This window comes from Allobosea sp., from assembly GCF_017308015.1.
Lineage (GTDB): Bacteria > Pseudomonadota > Alphaproteobacteria > Rhizobiales > Beijerinckiaceae > Allobosea.
The window spans coordinates 23,745-40,160 of sequence record NZ_JAFKFW010000033.1; the positions used below are offsets into that span (position 1 = coordinate 23,745).

At 66.7% G+C, this 16,416-nt stretch carries 13 protein-coding genes; 4 read left to right on the forward strand and 9 right to left on the reverse strand.

Annotated features, from left to right (window positions below; all coding sequences use genetic code 11):
• Positions 1–37: 37 nt before the first annotated feature.
• The 8 genes from J0I42_RS21595 to J0I42_RS21630 form a co-directional block, all read right to left on the reverse strand.
• Positions 38–997 (reverse strand): ABC transporter ATP-binding protein, encoded by a 960-nt coding sequence (locus J0I42_RS21595; protein ID WP_291657924.1) that lies wholly within the window; start codon positions 995–997, stop codon positions 38–40.
• Positions 994–1,806: an ABC transporter ATP-binding protein gene (locus J0I42_RS21600; RefSeq protein WP_291657926.1), complete on the reverse strand. Its 813-nt coding sequence runs from the start codon at positions 1,804–1,806 to the stop codon at positions 994–996. The genes J0I42_RS21595 and J0I42_RS21600 overlap by 4 nt, the downstream gene beginning before the upstream one ends.
• Positions 1,803–2,669, reverse strand: coding sequence for an ABC transporter permease (locus tag J0I42_RS21605; RefSeq protein WP_291657927.1), 867 nt, complete (start codon positions 2,667–2,669; stop codon positions 1,803–1,805). The genes J0I42_RS21600 and J0I42_RS21605 overlap by 4 nt, the downstream gene beginning before the upstream one ends.
• Positions 2,666–3,607 carry an ABC transporter permease gene (locus J0I42_RS21610; protein ID WP_291657928.1) on the reverse strand — a complete coding sequence of 314 codons (942 nt, stop codon included), beginning with the start codon at positions 3,605–3,607 and terminating at the stop codon, positions 2,666–2,668. The genes J0I42_RS21605 and J0I42_RS21610 overlap by 4 nt, the downstream gene beginning before the upstream one ends.
• Positions 3,608–3,641: 34 nt before the next feature.
• On the reverse strand, positions 3,642–5,225 hold the full coding sequence (locus J0I42_RS21615) for an ABC transporter substrate-binding protein (protein ID WP_291657930.1): 1,584 nt from the start codon (positions 5,223–5,225) through the stop codon (positions 3,642–3,644).
• Between the two features lie 274 nt (positions 5,226–5,499).
• Entirely contained in the window at positions 5,500–6,402 is a 903-nt protein-coding gene (locus J0I42_RS21620) for a GNAT family N-acetyltransferase (RefSeq protein WP_291657931.1), read from the reverse strand.
• A gap of 104 nt (positions 6,403–6,506) precedes the next feature.
• Positions 6,507–7,811, reverse strand: coding sequence for an alanine racemase (locus tag J0I42_RS21625; RefSeq protein WP_291657932.1), 1,305 nt, complete (start codon positions 7,809–7,811; stop codon positions 6,507–6,509).
• A complete protein-coding gene (locus tag J0I42_RS21630) occupies positions 7,802–9,262 on the reverse strand; it encodes a M81 family metallopeptidase (RefSeq protein WP_291657934.1) in 1,461 nt (486 codons plus the stop codon). The genes J0I42_RS21625 and J0I42_RS21630 overlap by 10 nt, the downstream gene beginning before the upstream one ends.
• A gap of 187 nt (positions 9,263–9,449) precedes the next feature.
• Between J0I42_RS21630 and J0I42_RS21635 the strand changes: the two genes are divergently transcribed.
• Both J0I42_RS21635 and J0I42_RS21640 read left to right on the forward strand, forming a co-directional pair.
• Entirely contained in the window at positions 9,450–10,934 is a 1,485-nt protein-coding gene (locus tag J0I42_RS21635; RefSeq protein ID WP_291657936.1) for a M81 family metallopeptidase, read from the forward strand.
• 177 nt (positions 10,935–11,111) lie between these two features.
• The gene (locus tag J0I42_RS21640; protein ID WP_291657937.1) at positions 11,112–13,496 is read left to right on the forward strand and encodes a heavy metal translocating P-type ATPase; all 2,385 of its coding nucleotides are present in this window, start codon (positions 11,112–11,114) and stop codon (positions 13,494–13,496) included.
• Positions 13,497–13,557: 61 nt separating this feature from the next.
• On the opposite strand, the gene J0I42_RS21645 is transcribed toward J0I42_RS21640, so the two are convergent.
• A complete protein-coding gene (locus J0I42_RS21645; RefSeq protein ID WP_291657939.1) occupies positions 13,558–13,902 on the reverse strand; it encodes a hypothetical protein in 345 nt (114 codons plus the stop codon).
• Between the two features lie 558 nt (positions 13,903–14,460).
• Here J0I42_RS21645 and J0I42_RS21650 point away from each other — a divergent pair.
• Positions 14,461–14,616, forward strand: coding sequence for a DUF1127 domain-containing protein (locus J0I42_RS21650; RefSeq protein ID WP_082009515.1), 156 nt, complete (start codon positions 14,461–14,463; stop codon positions 14,614–14,616).
• Positions 14,617–14,801: 185 nt separating this feature from the next.
• Positions 14,802–16,208: a methylenetetrahydrofolate--tRNA-(uracil(54)-C(5))-methyltransferase (FADH(2)-oxidizing) TrmFO gene (gene trmFO, locus J0I42_RS21655; RefSeq protein ID WP_465247708.1), complete on the forward strand. Its 1,407-nt coding sequence runs from the start codon at positions 14,802–14,804 to the stop codon at positions 16,206–16,208.
• Positions 16,209–16,416 lie beyond the last annotated feature (208 nt).

A 16,416-nucleotide genomic window follows, 5' to 3' on the forward strand; every position in this document is an offset into this window, starting at 1 on the left:
GTCAAGGATTGGATGTTCCATCTGAAGGAACATCCAATCACGCAGCCGCGCTGCGGCCCTGCGGCCAGTAGCGGCAGGAGACGCCATGCCCCGGCGCGACCTCATGCCATTCGGACGTCCCTGCCCGCACATGATCGACACCCTGGACGCAAGCCCCGCCATCGCCGTCGAGGAAGCGCAGATCGGGCGGGGCGCGCCGGAGCCGCTCGCGCTGGAGCACGGGATCGGGTACCGGCACCGCATCGAGCAGGAGCTGCGTGTAAGGGTGAGCCGGGCTGTCATAGACCTGCGCCGCGCTGCCCATCTCGACGATGCGCCCGCGGAACATCACAGCGACGCGATGCGCCATCTCGCGGACGATGGCGAGGTCATGCGCGATGAACAGATAGGACAGGCCGAGCTTTTGCTGCAGCGATTGCAGCAGCGTGACGATCTGCGCCTGCGTGCGGACGTCGAGTGCCGAGACCGGTTCATCGCAAACAACGAAATCGGGATTGACCGCCAGCGCCCGGGCGATGACGACGCGCTGGCGCTGGCCGCCGGAGAACTCATGCGGATAGCGCCTTGTCATCGCGGGGTCGAGATTGACCAGCTCCAGCAGCTCTTCGACGCGCTCGCGGATGCGGTTGGCCGGCACCGTGCGATGAACCTGCAAGGGCTCGCTCAGGATCTGCCCGATCGTCATGCGCGGATGCAGGCTGGAATAGGGGTTCTGCAGCACGAACTGCATGTGCCGGCGCATCCGGCGCAAATCGCCGGAACGCATCGTCGTCAATTCCTGCCCGAGCAGCTTGACCGAGCCCTCGCTCGCCTTCTGGAGCTGGAGGATGGCGCGTCCCGCCGTGGTCTTGCCGGAGCCGGACTGGCCGACGAGCCCAAGCGTCTGCCCCGGCCCGATATCGAAGGAGAGGCCCTCCACCGCCTTGACCGGCGGTGCGCCGCGCCGCGCCGGAAACAGCACCGAGAGGTCGCGGACCTGCAGCAGCGGCTCCGTCATCGCACCGCCCCCGTCTCGTGCAGGCGCGGCACCGCATCGAGCAGCGCCCGCGTATAGGCGTGCTGCGGTTCGGCGAAAACGGTGTCGACCGGCCCTGCCTCGACGATCTCGCCGCGATACATCACGTTCACCCGGTCGACCATGCCGGCGACCACGCCGAAATCATGGGTGATCAGCATCAGCGCCATGCCGCGCTCCTCCCGCAGCCGCAGCAGCAGGCGCAGGATCTGCGCCTGCACGGTGACGTCGAGCGCCGTCGTCGGCTCGTCGGCGATCAAGAGGTCCGGCTCGCAGGAGATCGCGATCGCGATCAGCACGCGCTGGCGCTGCCCGCCCGAGAACTGATGCGGGAAATCGTCGATCCGCCGCGCCGGGTCGGGGATGCCGACGAGGTCGAGCAGTTCGATGCTGCGCTCGCGTGCGTCCTTCACGGAGAGGCCGAGATGGCGGCGCAGCATGTCGCCCATCTGTGCGCCGATGCTCATCACCGGGTTGAGCGAGGTCATCGGGTCCTGGAAGACCATGGCGATGCGCCGGCCGCGCAGGTCGCGCATCTCGTCTTCGCCAAGCCCGAGCAAGTCCTGCCCCCAGAAGGCGACTGAGCCTCCAAGCCCGATCGAGGCACCCTCCGGCGCCAGGCGCATGAGGGCCTTGGCAGTGACGCTCTTGCCGCAGCCGGATTCACCGACGAAGCCGACCGCCTCGTCGGCATTGATGTCAAAGGAGATGCCGCGCACCGCCTGGATCACTTCGCGACGCGTCGTCACGGTCGCGGTCAGGTCGCGCACCCTGAGCAGCGGGCCGGTCATCGCACGCTCCCCACGTCGAGAACCTCGCGCAAGCCATTGGCAATGATGATGAAGGTCAGCGTCGCGAAGACGATCGCCAGCGCCGGGCCCACCACCGTCAGCGGCGCGAGTTCCATGAACTGGCGCGCTTCCGAGAGCATGCCGCCCCAGTTCGGATCGGGCGGCGGCGGGCCAAGACCGAGGAACGACAGAGCCGTCACCGTGAAGATCGTCTGCGACAGCGTCAAGCTGGTCGCGACGAGGATCGGCGAGACCACGATCGGCAGGATATGGCGCAGCACCAGCCTGATCTCGCTCATGCCGACGCTGCGCGCCGCCTCGACATGGTCCCATTGCTTGACGCTGAGCACCGGCGCCCGCACCACCCGCGCCATGGCCGGCGTGTAGACGATGGCGATGGTCAGGATCAGATTGGGTACGGTCGGCCCCAGCGCCGCCACCACCGCGATCGCCAGCAGCAGCACCGGGAAGGCGAAGACGACATCCAGCAGCCGCATGATGATCTCGTCGGTGCGCCCGCCGAGGTAGCCGGCCGCGAGCCCGAGGATCAGCCCGGCCACCAGCGCGATCAGCACGGCCGAGACCGTGATGAGCAGCGTCGTGCGCCCGCCGACGATCAGGCGGCTCAAGACGTCGCGCCCGATCGAATCCGTACCGAGCCAATGCGCGGCACTGGCCGGCGCCAGCGAATCCGGCGAAGTGGCGGACGGGTCATAAGGCGCGACCAGCGGCGCGAAGATCGTCAGCACCAGCATCAGTGCGAGCATGGCAAGGCCAAGGCCTAGCAGCAGCCAGCCCTGCGTGACCCCCGCCCCCTTGCGCGGTGTGGCAACCGGCGCGTTGTCCTGCACGGCCCCGCTCACATCTGCACCCGTGCATCGACGCGGGCATAGGCGATATCGATCGCCGTATTGACCAGTACGACGATACCGGCGGCGACCAGCACGATCGCCTGAATCACCGGATAGTCGCGGCTGTTGATGGAATCGAACAGGTACTGGCCCATGCCGGGAATAGCGAAGATGGTCTCGACCAGGATGCTGCCGCCGAGCAGCGCCGCGATCTTCAGGCCGGCCGCGGTGATCACCGGCGTCAAGGCGTTGCGCATCAGATAGTCGCGCAGGATCGCGGCCGGGGTCAGCCCCTTGGCGCGGGCGACCATGACGAAATCCTGGTTGGCGACCTCGAGCACGGCGGCGCGCGTGTTCTCCGCGATGGTGACGGAGACCGCGAGCGCCAGCGCGAAGGCGGGCAGCAGCAGGCTGGCGAGATTGCCGAGCGGGCTCTCAAGAAAGGGCGTGTAGCCGAGCACCGTGATCTCGGGGAAGTAGAGCCCGAAGAGCAGCACGATCAGCGTCGCGACGACATAGTTCGGCACCGCCAGCATCAGCCCGTTCCAGAGCCGCACCAGCCAGTCGGTCGCACCGCGCAGGCGCGCCGCCGCGAGCCCGGAAGCGACACCCATCACCGCAGCGATGACCGCGGCGAGCAACGTGAGCTGGAACGTCACCGCGAGCCGGCCGAGCAATTCGCCGAGCACCGGCTGGCGCGTGACGAAGGACTTGCCGAAATCGCCGGTCAGCGCAGAGCCGAGCCAGTGCAGATATTGCGCCATCAGCGGCTGGTCGAGGCCGAGGTCCCGCCGGATCGTCGCCAGCACCTCCGGCGCCACGCTCTGAGAGCCCGCTGCGGCGATGGCGAAATCGCCGGGAATGGCCCGCATCAGCATGAAGGCGACGAAGGAGACGCCGAGCAGGATCGCGGCCATCCAGGCGAGACGCCCGAGGACGAAACGCGTCATCGGCAAACCTCCGCCGGAAGGCGGCAGGCCGGACCTATTTCTTCAGCCATGTCGTACGCACGAAGGAACGGATATTCGCGGCGAGCGGCACATAGCCCTGAACGTAATTCCACCAGATCTCCCAGCGCAGCGGGTACTGATAGACCTGGATGACATAGGCATTCTCGGCGATGCGCTTCTGGATCGCCTGGTTCTTGGCTGCACGCTTGGGCACGTCGAGCTCCGCCCGCGCCTCCGCGATCATCTTGTCCAGCTCGGGATCGTTCGAGCCCATCGCCTTGCCGTAGCCGCTGGTCGAGGTGATGTACTGGAAAATGCCGTCCGGATCAGGCGTCCAGGACAGCGCGACCGAGAGCAGCGTCGGCCAATCGCCGCTCGCCCATTTGGCCAGGAGCGGCGCGGTCTCCATCGGCACCAGCTTCACCGTGATGCCGGCCGCCTGCCATTGTTGCTGCAGGATCTGCGCGCAGGCGACGTCGAGCGGGTTGGCCGCGACGACGATATAGTCGCCGAGGTCGAGTCCGTTCGGATAGCCGGCCTCGGCCAGCAGCGCCTTCGCCGCCGCCGGATCATGCTTGTAATAGGGCAGCTCTCCCGTGCCGTCATAGCCACCGACCTGGCTTTCCGGGATCATCGCGCCGACCTTGCCGGAGCCGCCGAGCACGGTGTCGAGGCAGGCCTTGCGGTCGGTGGCGAGGCTGAGCGCGCGACGCACCTTCACGTCGTTCAGGGGCTTCGCCTTCATGTTCAGCCAGATCGGGAAAGTCCGCGAGGTCTGGCCCGGCGCCGAGACGAAACTTTGCGAGGCGCGCGAGATCGCGGTCGCGACCTTCGGGTCCTTCACCCAGGTCATGTCGATGGCACGCGAGCGCAGCGCCGAGGTCAGCGTCGCCTGGTCCTTGTAGAACTTGAAGACCACCTTCGCGAGATAGGGCTCGCCTTTCTCATAATAGCCGTCGAAGCGCGTCAGCGAGAATTGCTGGTTCGGCTGATAGGCCTCGAAGGCGAAGGGCCCGGTACCGACCGGCTGGGTGACGAGATTCTCGACGCCGGCCGGGACGATCGCGCCGTTCGGATTGCTGGCGAGGTTGCTCAGGAAGGCGGCGTCCGTGGCATTGAGCTGGAATTTGACCGTGAAGGGATCGACCACCGTCACCGACTCGACGCTGGAATAGAGCGCCCTGAGCCGGCTGCCCGTCGCCGGGTTCATGATCCGGTCGAAGGTGTGCTTGACGTCGGCGGCGGAGAAATCCTTGCCGTTGTGGAATTTCACGCCCTGTCTGAGCTTGAAGACATAGGTCTTCGGATCGGGCTGCTCGTAGCCCGTCGCCAGATCGGGCTCGACCTTCATCTGGGCGTTCCAGCGCAGCAGGCCGGTATAGAGCAGGCTGGTGAAATCGTAGGACGAGAAGGCATTGACCGTGACCGGGTCGAGCCCGATCGGATCGGCATCGGCGCCGATCGTCAGCGTACCGCCTGCAACGGGCGTCTGGCCCTGAGCCAGCGCAAGGCTGCTCCACAGGCCGGGGACGGCCAGGGCCGCACCGCCCGCCGTCAGCAATTGCAGCAGGCTGCGCCGGTGCATGCCCTGCGCGGCAACATCGGAGTCATCAGTCATCGGGAATGACGGTGTCGTCACGAACGATCCTCCCAGCATCCTGCTTGCCGGCCTAACCCGGCCGTTTCCGCGCGAGACGAGATCCGGCCTTCGCCGTGCGTCCCGTCATCGCGGCCCGTCTCGTCCGCGTCGCGGATGGTGGGCCTTCCCTCTTGAGGTTCAGGCTAGGAAGGGGTGGAATTCACGTCAAGGATTACCGGTTTCGCTGGAAGAAACAGCACACCAACCCTGCCTGCAGTCCCTGACGGGCAAGAACTACCGCGACCCAGCGCGGTTACATGAAACCCGGATTGCGCGGCAGATACTGCGCCCAGTCTCCGTAGCCGGGCGACGCCATCAGCAACATCGGAAAGGTAATCCGCATGCCCTGGTCGATGGCAAGGCTCAAGGCGCCGTCGCAGGTGCCGGGCAGAAACGCCGACACTGTCCCGGCGCCGCGGTCTGATGCCAACTTCAGGGCCGCCACAAAGACATCGCGTAGCCTGTCCGGTCCGGTTGCCGCGAGAGGGCCGATATGCCCGCTACTGCTTGTATAGCAGTAGCCGACGCAATCATTGCCGGCATAAAGCAGCGTACCGTCGCTCGTCGGATCGTCAAGCAGGTAGCGGTGATGCTTGTCCCGGGACGTGCCAATGGCATGGGAATCGATCGCGGCGAGCCTCTTCAGAGTAGCAGTGCCGGCGTCGATCGGGACGGCGCGCAAGGCCGTCTCCGGCAGGCTTTGCAGCGCCCGTTCGCGTGGCACGCTGAAGAAATAGACCGGCATCTTCGGAAAAAGCCCGTGCCGCATGTAGAGGCCCTGCGAGACACGGTTGAAGGTGAAGGTGATCAGCGCCTTATGGGCGGCTCCGGATTGCCCGGCATGCTCCATGGTGCGTTCCAGCAGGATATTCCCGATGCCCTGGCCCTGCCGGGATGGATCGACGAAAAGCTGGGCGAGAAACCAGAGGTCGCCGCAAACCCAGCTCCAGGCGAAGCCGACGATTTCGCCCCCATCCTCCGCGACCCACAGGCCAGCAGGATCATCCTTCAGTGAAAACGACTGAAAGCTCGAAGCGCCCGCGGTCGCCATCGGCCCGAAGCCGTGCCGAACCGTCAAATCGTTGATACTGGCAACCACCAGAGCATCCGCCCGAACCAGATCCTCGGCGCGGGCTGGCCTGCAAACGAGCGACATCGGCGACCTCCGGCAGAGGTTCCAAGGCTAGGCGCGAACAGTGGAATGATCCTACCAGTTCTGCTGCGCTTCGTCTTGGATGCCTCGCCTCTGCCCGTTCCCGCCTAGAAGAAGGTCCGGATTGCACCGGTGACGGTCCAGTCGTCATCGACCAGCATCAGCACGGCCCATTTGTCAAAGGTCAGGCAGGGATGGGCGATGCCGAAGGCCACCATATCGCCAACCTGGAGCGGGCTCTCCTCCGGCGTGCCGAGATGGCAGTGCTGGTCGTTGAGTCCAAGCACCGTATGGCCCGCCGGCATCGGCTCCGGCCGCTTCATCGCCCCGCCCGGCCGATACCAGCGCACAGGCACAGGCAAAGCGGAATCATAAGTGATGTCACGCTTGCCGAGAGTAAGCAGGCTGCGCCCGCGTTCCGGCCGCGACTGGACATAGGCCCAGACCTCGAGAGCGGGTTCGAGCTCGCCGGGCGGCAGTTTCAGGCTGGTCTCCAGCATGATCCGGCGGAAAGAGGCGGAATAGCCGAGATCGTCATGCGTCAGATAGCAACCGGAGCGCAGCACCTTGAGAAGCGGGCGCCCGAGGCTCGCCGCGTTGAACTTTTCGCCGACCCGGTCGAACAGCGCGGTTCCGCCGGCGCTCAGGACCAGAGGCTCGGGGCCGAGCAGGCCCTCGGCATTCGCCGCCGCCGCGACGGCGATCACCTCGTCGAGCAGCTTGTCCGCGCCGGCACTGTCGCTATGCAGGCCCTCGAAGCATTCGAAGCCGGAAAGCCGCATACCCGGCGCGCCCGCAACCGCACGCGCCACGACAAGCGCCTCCTCACGGGTCCTGGCACCGGTACGCCCACCCATGAAGCCGATCTCGACGAGAATGCGCAGCGGATTGGCGCCAGCATGCCCCTTCGCGGCTTCCGCCAGCAGGCCGACACCGGCGACACTGTCGGCAAGGCAATAGAGCTCGAAGCCGGGTTCCCGCAGCGCCTCGAAACAACAGGCGATCTCCTGCGGCCCGACCGGCTGATTGGCGAGGATGACGCGCTTCACGCCGAAATGCCGGGCGACGGCCAGTTGCTGCATCGTCGCGACGGTGATCGCCCAGGCGCCGTCGGCGATCTGCAGATCGAAGAGCTGCGGCGCCATCGTCGTCTTGCCGTGCGGCGCGATCTTGAGGTCGTTGGCAGCGCTGAAAGCACTCATCCAGGCGCTGTTGGCCTTGAGCACGCTGTCACGGATCACGGCGAGCGGCATCGGCATGTCACCGGCGAGCACGCTCCAGCCCTGCTTCCCGACATCGCCGAGCCGTAGCGACGCGCCCGGCGGCAGGCCCTTCACCAGCACATCGAGGCGCTGGTCCTCGATCTCACGGAGCGACAGGCGCGGGAGCGGGGCGGAAGCAGTCACAGCCATGGATTCGGGTCCAGCGGAGAGAAGGGGCGTTTCACCTTGGTGTACGGGATCTTGCTCGCGTCCGGCGGGTAGGGCCCACCGCTGTCGAGATAAAGTACCTGTGCCGCGATCGGCGCGAAGGCGGCGTGGAAATGGTTGGAGGATTTCACCACCACCACTTTCTTCGCGCTCAGGTCGATGCCGAGATCGGTGAACACCGGAGGACTGAAGGTCTGCGCTCGCGTCGAGGCGAGCACAATGTCGAGCTTACCGATCCGGATCGCCGCGGCGGGGCCGAGCGAGACCCAGCTCTGCTCGAACGGGATCAGCAGATCCTCGGTCGTGCCGGTGACCGTCACCACCGCATCGATCGGCCGACCGGAGGACGGCGCGGCCTTGCCGATGAAGCGCAAGGGAATCTCGGCACCAACGCCGGCCGCCCGGCACAGGCTCACGGCAACGGGGTCCCACATCGCTCCGATCGCTGCCGGAACGTCGGGATGCAGCAACAGCGCCTCGACCATCACCGAGGAATCGCCGGCGACGCCGCCGCCCGGATTGTCCCAGCGATCGGCCAGCACCACCGGCTTGCCGGGCTTGGCCAATTCGAGCGCCGCCGCTATGCCCTCCTCCGGCTTGTAGTGCTTCGGCGAGGCGCCCTGCCCCCAGCGCAGGATTTCGAGGCCGAGTTCCTTCGCCAGCGTCGCCGCCTTCGCCTCGTCGCCATCGGCGATCACCAGCACCTTGGTCCCGACATCGGCGACATCCGCCGCCTGGAAGCCATGCGCGATCGAGATCGAGAGAATGCCGTCTTGGCCCTCCATCGCCAGGAGCCGATCGACGAAGCTGCGGCCGGGCTCACGGCTGGTCATGAAGGCGGCGAGCCCCCGGCAATCGAACACCGCGCTGACGGGTTTCACCTGCTTGCGGGCCGTCTTCAGGCAGAGCTCCAGCAGATCCTCGGCTCGCGCCAGAAAATCCGTATGCGGGAACTCCTTGAAGGCGACGATGATGTCGGCGCCCGCAACCATCTCGGCCGTCAGATGGCAATGCATGTCGAGTTCGGCACCGATGACGCAATGCGGCCCGGCAAGCGCCCTCACCCGCGCGATCAGGTCGCCCTCGCAGTCGTCATAGCCGCGCGCCACCATCGACCCGTGCAGGCCGAGCAGCACGATATCGACCGGCAAGGCCTCCTTGAGCTGGTCGAGGATTTCGTCGCGCAGGCTTTCATAGCCTTCCTGCGACACGAGACCAGCCGGCTCGGCCCAGGTCGCCGTGCCCTCGACCAGTTCGTAGCCTTCGCTGGCAGCACGACGCCGCGCCGCGACGGTCGGAGCCGAGCAGAGCGTCGGCGTGTCCGGGTGGGCGCCGGGCGGGCAGTAGAAGCCGCCTTCGAAAGCGCTGCGATCGACGAAGAGCGGCGCGAAGGTGTTGGTTTCCGTCGCCAGCGACGCAGTGAAGACGCGCATCCGCATGCTCTCTCGATCAAAGGCGGCAACCGCCGCTTGAGACTGAAGGTCCGCGTCATGAAACGAGGTCGAGGCGCAACCTGTCAAAGCACCCGCGTTCCTTGCAATGGAACAATGCAGGCTTGATCCGGAACAGACCGGCAGCCGAGATGAAAGCGCCTGACAAGCCAAGGAGATTCAGCCGATCATGTCCCGCCGCCGCATCCTGCTGGGGTCGCTCTTCCACGAGACCCACAGCTTCGTCGACGAAGAGACGACGCTTGCCGACTTCTCCGTCCGCAAGGGCGCGGAGCTGCTGGCGCGGCGCGGCGACGGTTCGACGCTCGACGGCTTCCTGGAGGTCGCGGAAACCGAAGGCTGGGAGGTGCTTCCGACAATCGATTACGGGGCCCTGCCGGCCGGCGTGGTCGACCATGCGGTATTCCAGCGCTTCCTGGCGGAATTCGATGCCGGCCTGCGGGCCGCCCTCGCGGATGGCGGCCTCGATGGCATCTGGCTCGCCCTGCACGGCGCCATGGTCACGACCCGTTGCACTGATCCGGAAGGCACGCTGCTCGCGCATATCCGCTCGGTGCCCGGCTGCGAAACCTTGCCGGTCTTTGCGGTCTTCGACCTGCACGCGAATTTCACGGCCGCCATGGCGCAGCATGCCAACGGCCTCGTCGCCTATCGCGAGAACCCCCATACCGATGCTCGCGAATCCGCCGTGAGGTCGGCCAAGCTGCTGGCGCGGTCTCTCGCGAGCGGGGAACGGCCGCGTATGCTCTCCTGCAACGCTCCCGTAATCTGGCCGCCGACCGGCACCGGCACGGCCGACCGGCCGATGCGCGACCTGGAGGCGCTGGCGCGACGAATCGAGCAGGAGAACCCGGATATCTGGGTCGCCAATGTCGTTGGCGGCTACTCCTTCTCGGATGTGCCCGAGGCCGGCGTCGCCTTCGCCGTCGCCTTCACCGGCCCGGAAGCGGCGGCCCGCGATGCGCTGGAGCGCCTGACCGCGATTGCGACGGAACTGCGTGAAGCCGGCCTGCCGGCGGAATGGAATCTCGACGAGGCCGTCGCGGAAGTTCTGCGCTCGCCCGGCGGGCCCTATATCGTGGTCGAGCCGGCCGACAATATCGGCGGCGGCGCGCCGGGCGACGCCACCTCGGTGCTGCGTGCCTTCCTGCGCCATGGCGTCGAGAACTGCGCGGTCGCCATCGCCGATCCCGCCGCCGTCGCAGCGATGGCCGGCGCCGAGCCCGGTGAAACCCGCAGACTATCGATCGGCGGCAAGGGCAGTCTCATCGCTGAGGGACCGGTCGAGACCGAGGCCCGGTTCGTCAGCGCCAGCGACGGCGAATTCGCACTGGAGGATCTGAACAGCCACCTCGCCGCCTCGCAAGGCTCGCGCTTCAGCATGGGTCCTTGCGTGGTGGTGCAGGTCGAGGGTGTCACCGTGCTGCTCAGCAGCCGCAAGACCCCGCCCTTCGACCTCGGCCAGCTGCGCTCCCAAGGCATCCAGCCCGAGACGCTGAAAGCGATCGGCGTGAAGGCGGCGGTTGCGCACCGGCGCGCCTATGACAAGATCGCCAAAGGCAGTTTCACCGTGACCACGCCCGGCCCCTGCACCAGCCGGATCGCCGGCCTGCCCTACAAGCGCCTGCGCCGGCCGGTGTTTCCGCTCGATTGAGGCAGACCTTGAGTACACGCTGTCATTCCAGGGCTTCGCGTTAGCGAAGAGCCCGGGGTGACGGCATGCGTCCAACGAGACGCGGTACCGCTGCAAAGCGCATTTTTCCTCTTGAACCTGAAGTGGCTACAGCTTGTAGAGAAGTGTCCCGTAGCGAAAGAGAGACGGAGACACGTCATGGCCGCCCGCCCCGAAACCACAGCCCAGACCCTGTCCTGGAAGGTCGGCGGCATGGATTGCGCGAGCTGCGCGTCGAAGATTCGCGGCGCGGTCGAGCGCCTGCCCGGCGTCAGCGACGTCAGGCTCTCCGTGATGTCGGAGACGCTGACGCTCGCGCTCGATGCCGGCGCGACCACGCCGGACGCGATCGAGAAGCGCGTCAACGGCCTCGGCTACAGCACTGCCGCACTGGCGGCTCCGGCCGCTGAGCGTGCGGCAGCCAAGCCGGACAACTGCGGCTGCGGCCATGATCATGGCGCCCACGCGCATGAGCATCACGACCAGGCGCACAATCACGGGAATCATGAGCACGGCGACGCCTGCTGCTCGGGTCATGCGCATGACCACGATCACAAGCACGATCATTCCCACGCCGGTCATGACCAAAGCCCGGGGGCTGCCAAGCAGCTCGCCGCCGCCAAGGATCACGGCCACGGCTTGCCCGGCCATATCCATGAGGCCACGCCCGATGGCGCGAGCTGGTACCAGACCGGCAAGGGCCGGCTCGTCATCGCGACGGGTCTTTTGCTCGGCGCCTCCTATGCCGCCGGCTTGATCTGGCCCGGCATCGGCCATTGGGCCTTCATCCTGGCCTGTATCGTCGGCGTCGCTCCCGTGGCGAAGCGCGCCCTTGCCGCAGCCCGCGCCGGCATTCCCTTCACCATCGAGATGCTGATGACGATCGCCGCCATCGGCGCGCTCTTCATCGGCGCGGCCGAGGAGGCGGCGCTGGTCGTCTTCCTCTTCGCGGTCGGCGAAGTACTCGAAGGCGTCGCGGCCGATCGTGCCCGCGCCTCGATCCGGGCGCTCGGCGATCTCGTCCCCAAGACAGCGATCGTCGAGGAGAACGGCGCGACCCGCCAGGTCGATGCCGCGAGCCTGCGCATCGGCCAGACGGTGCTGGTCCGCCCCGGCGACCGCATCCCGGCCGATGGCGAGATCACCGACGGCACCTCCGGAATCGACGAGAGCCCGGTCACCGGCGAATCCGTGCCGAAAACCAAAGGCGTGGGCGAGCCCGTCTATGCCGGCTCGATCAACCGCGAGGCGGCCCTGCGCGTGCGCGTCGACAAGGCGGCAGAGGACAACACCATCGCCCGCATCATCCGTCTGGTCGAGGAGGCGCAGGAGGCTCGCGCCCTGACGGAGCGCTTCATCGACCGCTTCTCGCGCTGGTATATGCCGGCGATCGTCGGGCTCGCCGTGCTGGTCGCGCTGGTGCCCCCGCTCCTGTTCGGCGCCGAATGGTCGGTCTGGATCTACCGGGCGCTGGCGCTGCTCTTGATCGGCTGCCCCTGCGCGCTGGTCATCTCGGTGCCGGCCGCGATTGCTGCCGCCCTGTCGGCCGGCGCCCGCCAGGGCCTGCTGATGAAGGGCGGCGTCGTCATCGAGACCGCTGCCAAGACCGGCCTCGTCGCCTTCGACAAGACGGGTACGCTGACTCAAGGGCGGCCGCGCGTCACCGATATCGTGGCACTCAGCGGCAGCGAGGCGGAGGTCCTGGCCTACGCTGCCGCGGTCGAGCACGGCTCGGCGCATCCGCTGGCCGAGGCCGTGCTGGAGCGCGCCCGCGCGGACGGCATCGTCTACAAGCCGGCGGCCGAGGCCGCGGCGCTCGCCGGGCAGGGCGTCACCGGCCAGATCGACGGCCGTGCGGTCTTCGTCGGCGCCCCGCGCCATGCCGAAAGCCGCGCGCCCTTCGACAAGCGGGCACGGATTGCGGCCGAGGAGCTTGAGGCTGCCGGCAAGACCGTCGCCGCCGTCATCGTCGACGGCGCGCTCGCCGGTTTCATCGCCCTGCGCGACGAGCCGCGCGAGGATGCGGCCTCGGCCATCGCCGAGCTCAAGGCGATGGGCATCCGCTCGACCATGCTGACCGGCGACAATGCCCGCACCGGCGCCGCCATCGCCGCCGGCCTCGGCATGGAGCACAAGGCCGAGCTGATGCCCGACGACAAGGTCGCGGCGATCAGGGCCTTCTCCGGCGAGACCGCCGTGATGATGGTCGGCGACGGCATCAACGATGCGCCGGCGCTCGCCGCCGCCAGCATCGGCATCGCCATGGGCTCGGGCACCGACGTCGCGCTGGAGACGGCGGACGGCGCGGTGCTGAAGAGCCGCGTGCGCGATGTCGCGGCGATGATCCGGCTGGCGCGGGCGGCGATGGGCAATATCCGCACGAACATCACCATCGCGCTCGGGTTGAAGGCCGTATTCCTCGTCACCAGCGTGCTCGGCTATACCGGGCTCTGGGTCGCGATCCTTGCCGATACCGGCGCGACCGTGATCGTCACCGCCAATGCGCTGCGACTGCTGCGCTTCGACGCGGGCAAGGCGAGCTGACGGCGCAGCCTACGCCAAACCATGATGTCGAGGCCGGGCCCTGCCGGCCTCGACGCGTATCTCAGACCCGGATATCGGCGAGCGCGCCGGTCTTTGGCCGGTCCTCGCCCTTCGCCTGCATCTGCTTCAGCATCTCGTCGCGAATCTTGCTCATCACGTCGGCCTTGGCCTTGGAATCGAGCTTGTTGAACTGCTCTTCGGTCATGCCGAGCTTCGTGAGGAGCGCAGCCTGAATCCGCTCCTCCGGTGTCATCCGCGCGACCTTCAGGAATTCGGCCTCTGTCGAGGTCGAAGCCACGACCGGAGCGCGGTTGCTGTTATCCGTGCTGCTGTCGTTCTGCGCGGCGGACCTGACCGGATTCGTCAATGGCAGGCTGCTCGGCCGGTTGGTGATCGGATTCGACATCGCTTGCTCCTTCGAGAAAATCGGCAGGCAAGCTTCGGGCCGCCAGGGGCACTCCACGAAACCACCGAAAATTCAGAGTCTTGTCAGACGCGAGGCGCGGTTCGCGGGTCATGCCCGCCCGGAAATCGGGCAAATTCTGCCCGGCAAACACTGCCCGGACACGATCCGACTCGCGACCTCGCGGGCGGCCTTCCTGAGGGATCGGGAAGGATCGGAGTCGTCTCCGCTGCAACGCAAAATCGCCTCGGCAACCCCACTTGCGATTTAGCAGGTGCAGCATGCCTATTTTGGAGGCATAAGCGCGAAGCCGATTCTTCAGAAGGCAAAATATGCACAAATCGAGGGCTGCCATTTCCCTCAATTTCGCCACAAGCGTTACATCAGCGCAGAACGATCCCGCGAAAATGACCGAATTCTTAACTCGTCATGCATTTGGAGCATATCGGAGCTGACCACGCGCCCCTGTTGGAAGCAGGCTGTTCAGCTTATATGCAGTGCACAACGAAATTATCGCTGTGGGCACCGCCCCGGTCCGGAATATTCGCAAGGGATACCACCATGTTCGTCACCATGATCGCCGCCAAAATCCGCGCCTACCTCCGCTATCGCGAGACCGTTCGCGAGCTCTCCCGCCTGACCGACCGCGAGCTCGACGACCTCGGCCTGTCGCGCTCGGAGATCTCCTTCATCGCGCGCTCGCACGCCGCGGCCTGAAGGCTTCAGAATGAGAACCACCGCGCATCGGGCGCGGCGCGTTCCGTGTAGTTTCTCCTGAGGCTCGTGTTTCCCCTCCCCTCGAGCTTCGGTCGAAGAGCGAATGCCCGCCTCACGGCGGGCATTTTGCATTTCAGGCCGCCTGTCCCTTGACCTCGCGGCCCGCTGCGGACACATCCCCAGCCATGGAACCCGTTCATATCATCGGCGGCGGTCTCGCCGGCTCCGAAGCCGCCTGGCAGGTCGCGCAGGCCGGCATCCCCGTCATCATCCACGAGATGAGGCCCGTCCGCGGCACCGACGCCCACAAGACGGAAGGACTGGCCGAGCTCGTCTGCTCGAACTCCTTCCGCTCTGATGACTCCTCCAGCAATGCGGTCGGCCAGCTCCATTGGGAGATGCGCCGGCTGAACTCGCTGATCATGGCCAAGGGCGACGCCCATCAGGTCCCGGCCGGCGGCGCGCTCGCCGTCGACCGCGACGGCTTCTCGCAAGCCGTCACCGCCGCGCTGGAGGCCCACCCGCTCGTCACCATCGATCGCGGCGAGATCGCCGGCCTCCCACCGGCCGAATGGGACAATGTCATCATCGCCACCGGCCCTCTGACCTCGCCCGCTCTGGCACAGGGCCTGCAATCTCTGACATCAGAGGATTCGCTCGCCTTCTTCGATGCGATCGCGCCGATCGTCCATTTCGATTCGATCGACATGGGCCAGGCCTGGTTCCAGTCACGCTACGACAAGGCCGGGCCCGGCGGCACCGGCGCCGACTACATCAACTGCCCGCTCGACCGCGATCAGTACGAGGCCTTCATCGACGCGCTGCTCGCCGCCGAGAAGACCGAATTCAAGGAATGGGAGGGCACGCCCTATTTCGACGGCTGCCTGCCGATCGAGGTCATGGCCGAACGCGGCCGCGAGACCCTGCGATGGGGGCCGATGAAGCCGGTCGGCCTGACCAACAAGCACAACCCGACCGTGAAGGCCCATGCCGTGGTCCAGCTCCGCCAGGACAATGCGCTCGGCACGCTGTTCAACATGACGGGTTTCCAGACCAAGCTGAAATATGGCGAGCAGGCCGCGATCTTCCGGATGATCCCCGGCCTGCAGAATGCCGAGTTCGCCCGGCTCGGCGGCATCCACCGCAATACCTATCTGAACTCGCCGAAGCTGCTCGACGAGCGGCTCCGCCTGAAGGCCGATACGCGCCTGCGCTTCGCCGGCCAGATCACCGGCTGCGAGGGCTATGTCGAGAGCGCCGCGACCGGCTTGCTCGCCGGCCGCATGGCAGCCGCCGAACGGCTGGGCCATGAGCTCCCTCTACCGCCCGCAGCGACGGCTCTCGGCGCGCTGGTGAACCACATCACCGGCGGCCATATCGTCACCATCGACGAAGGGCCGCGCTCCTTCCAGCCGATGAACATCAATTTCGGCCTGTTTCCCCCGATCGAGGGCGTGGCGACGACCGGCCCCGACGGCAAGCGCCTGAAAGGCCCGGCCAAGAGTCTCGCCCGCAAGCAGGCGCTGACGGCCCGCGCCAAGCAGGTGATGGACGCATGGGCTGGCGGCATCGAGGCCCAGGCGGCGGAGTAGGAAGCTCGTCCCTGGCAGACAAGACAAGCGCGGGATCCCCTCTCCTGTAAGGAAAGGGGTAGGGGTGAGGTGTAGGCCCCTCGACCAGCAAGGCATCAACTTCACCGCTGCGCAGCGACCACCTCACGGCAAAATCGGTGAGTGGCCTACCCCTCACCCTGCCCTCTCCCTATGGGAGAGGGTTCCCCGTGTCTCTGCTGTTTCAGGG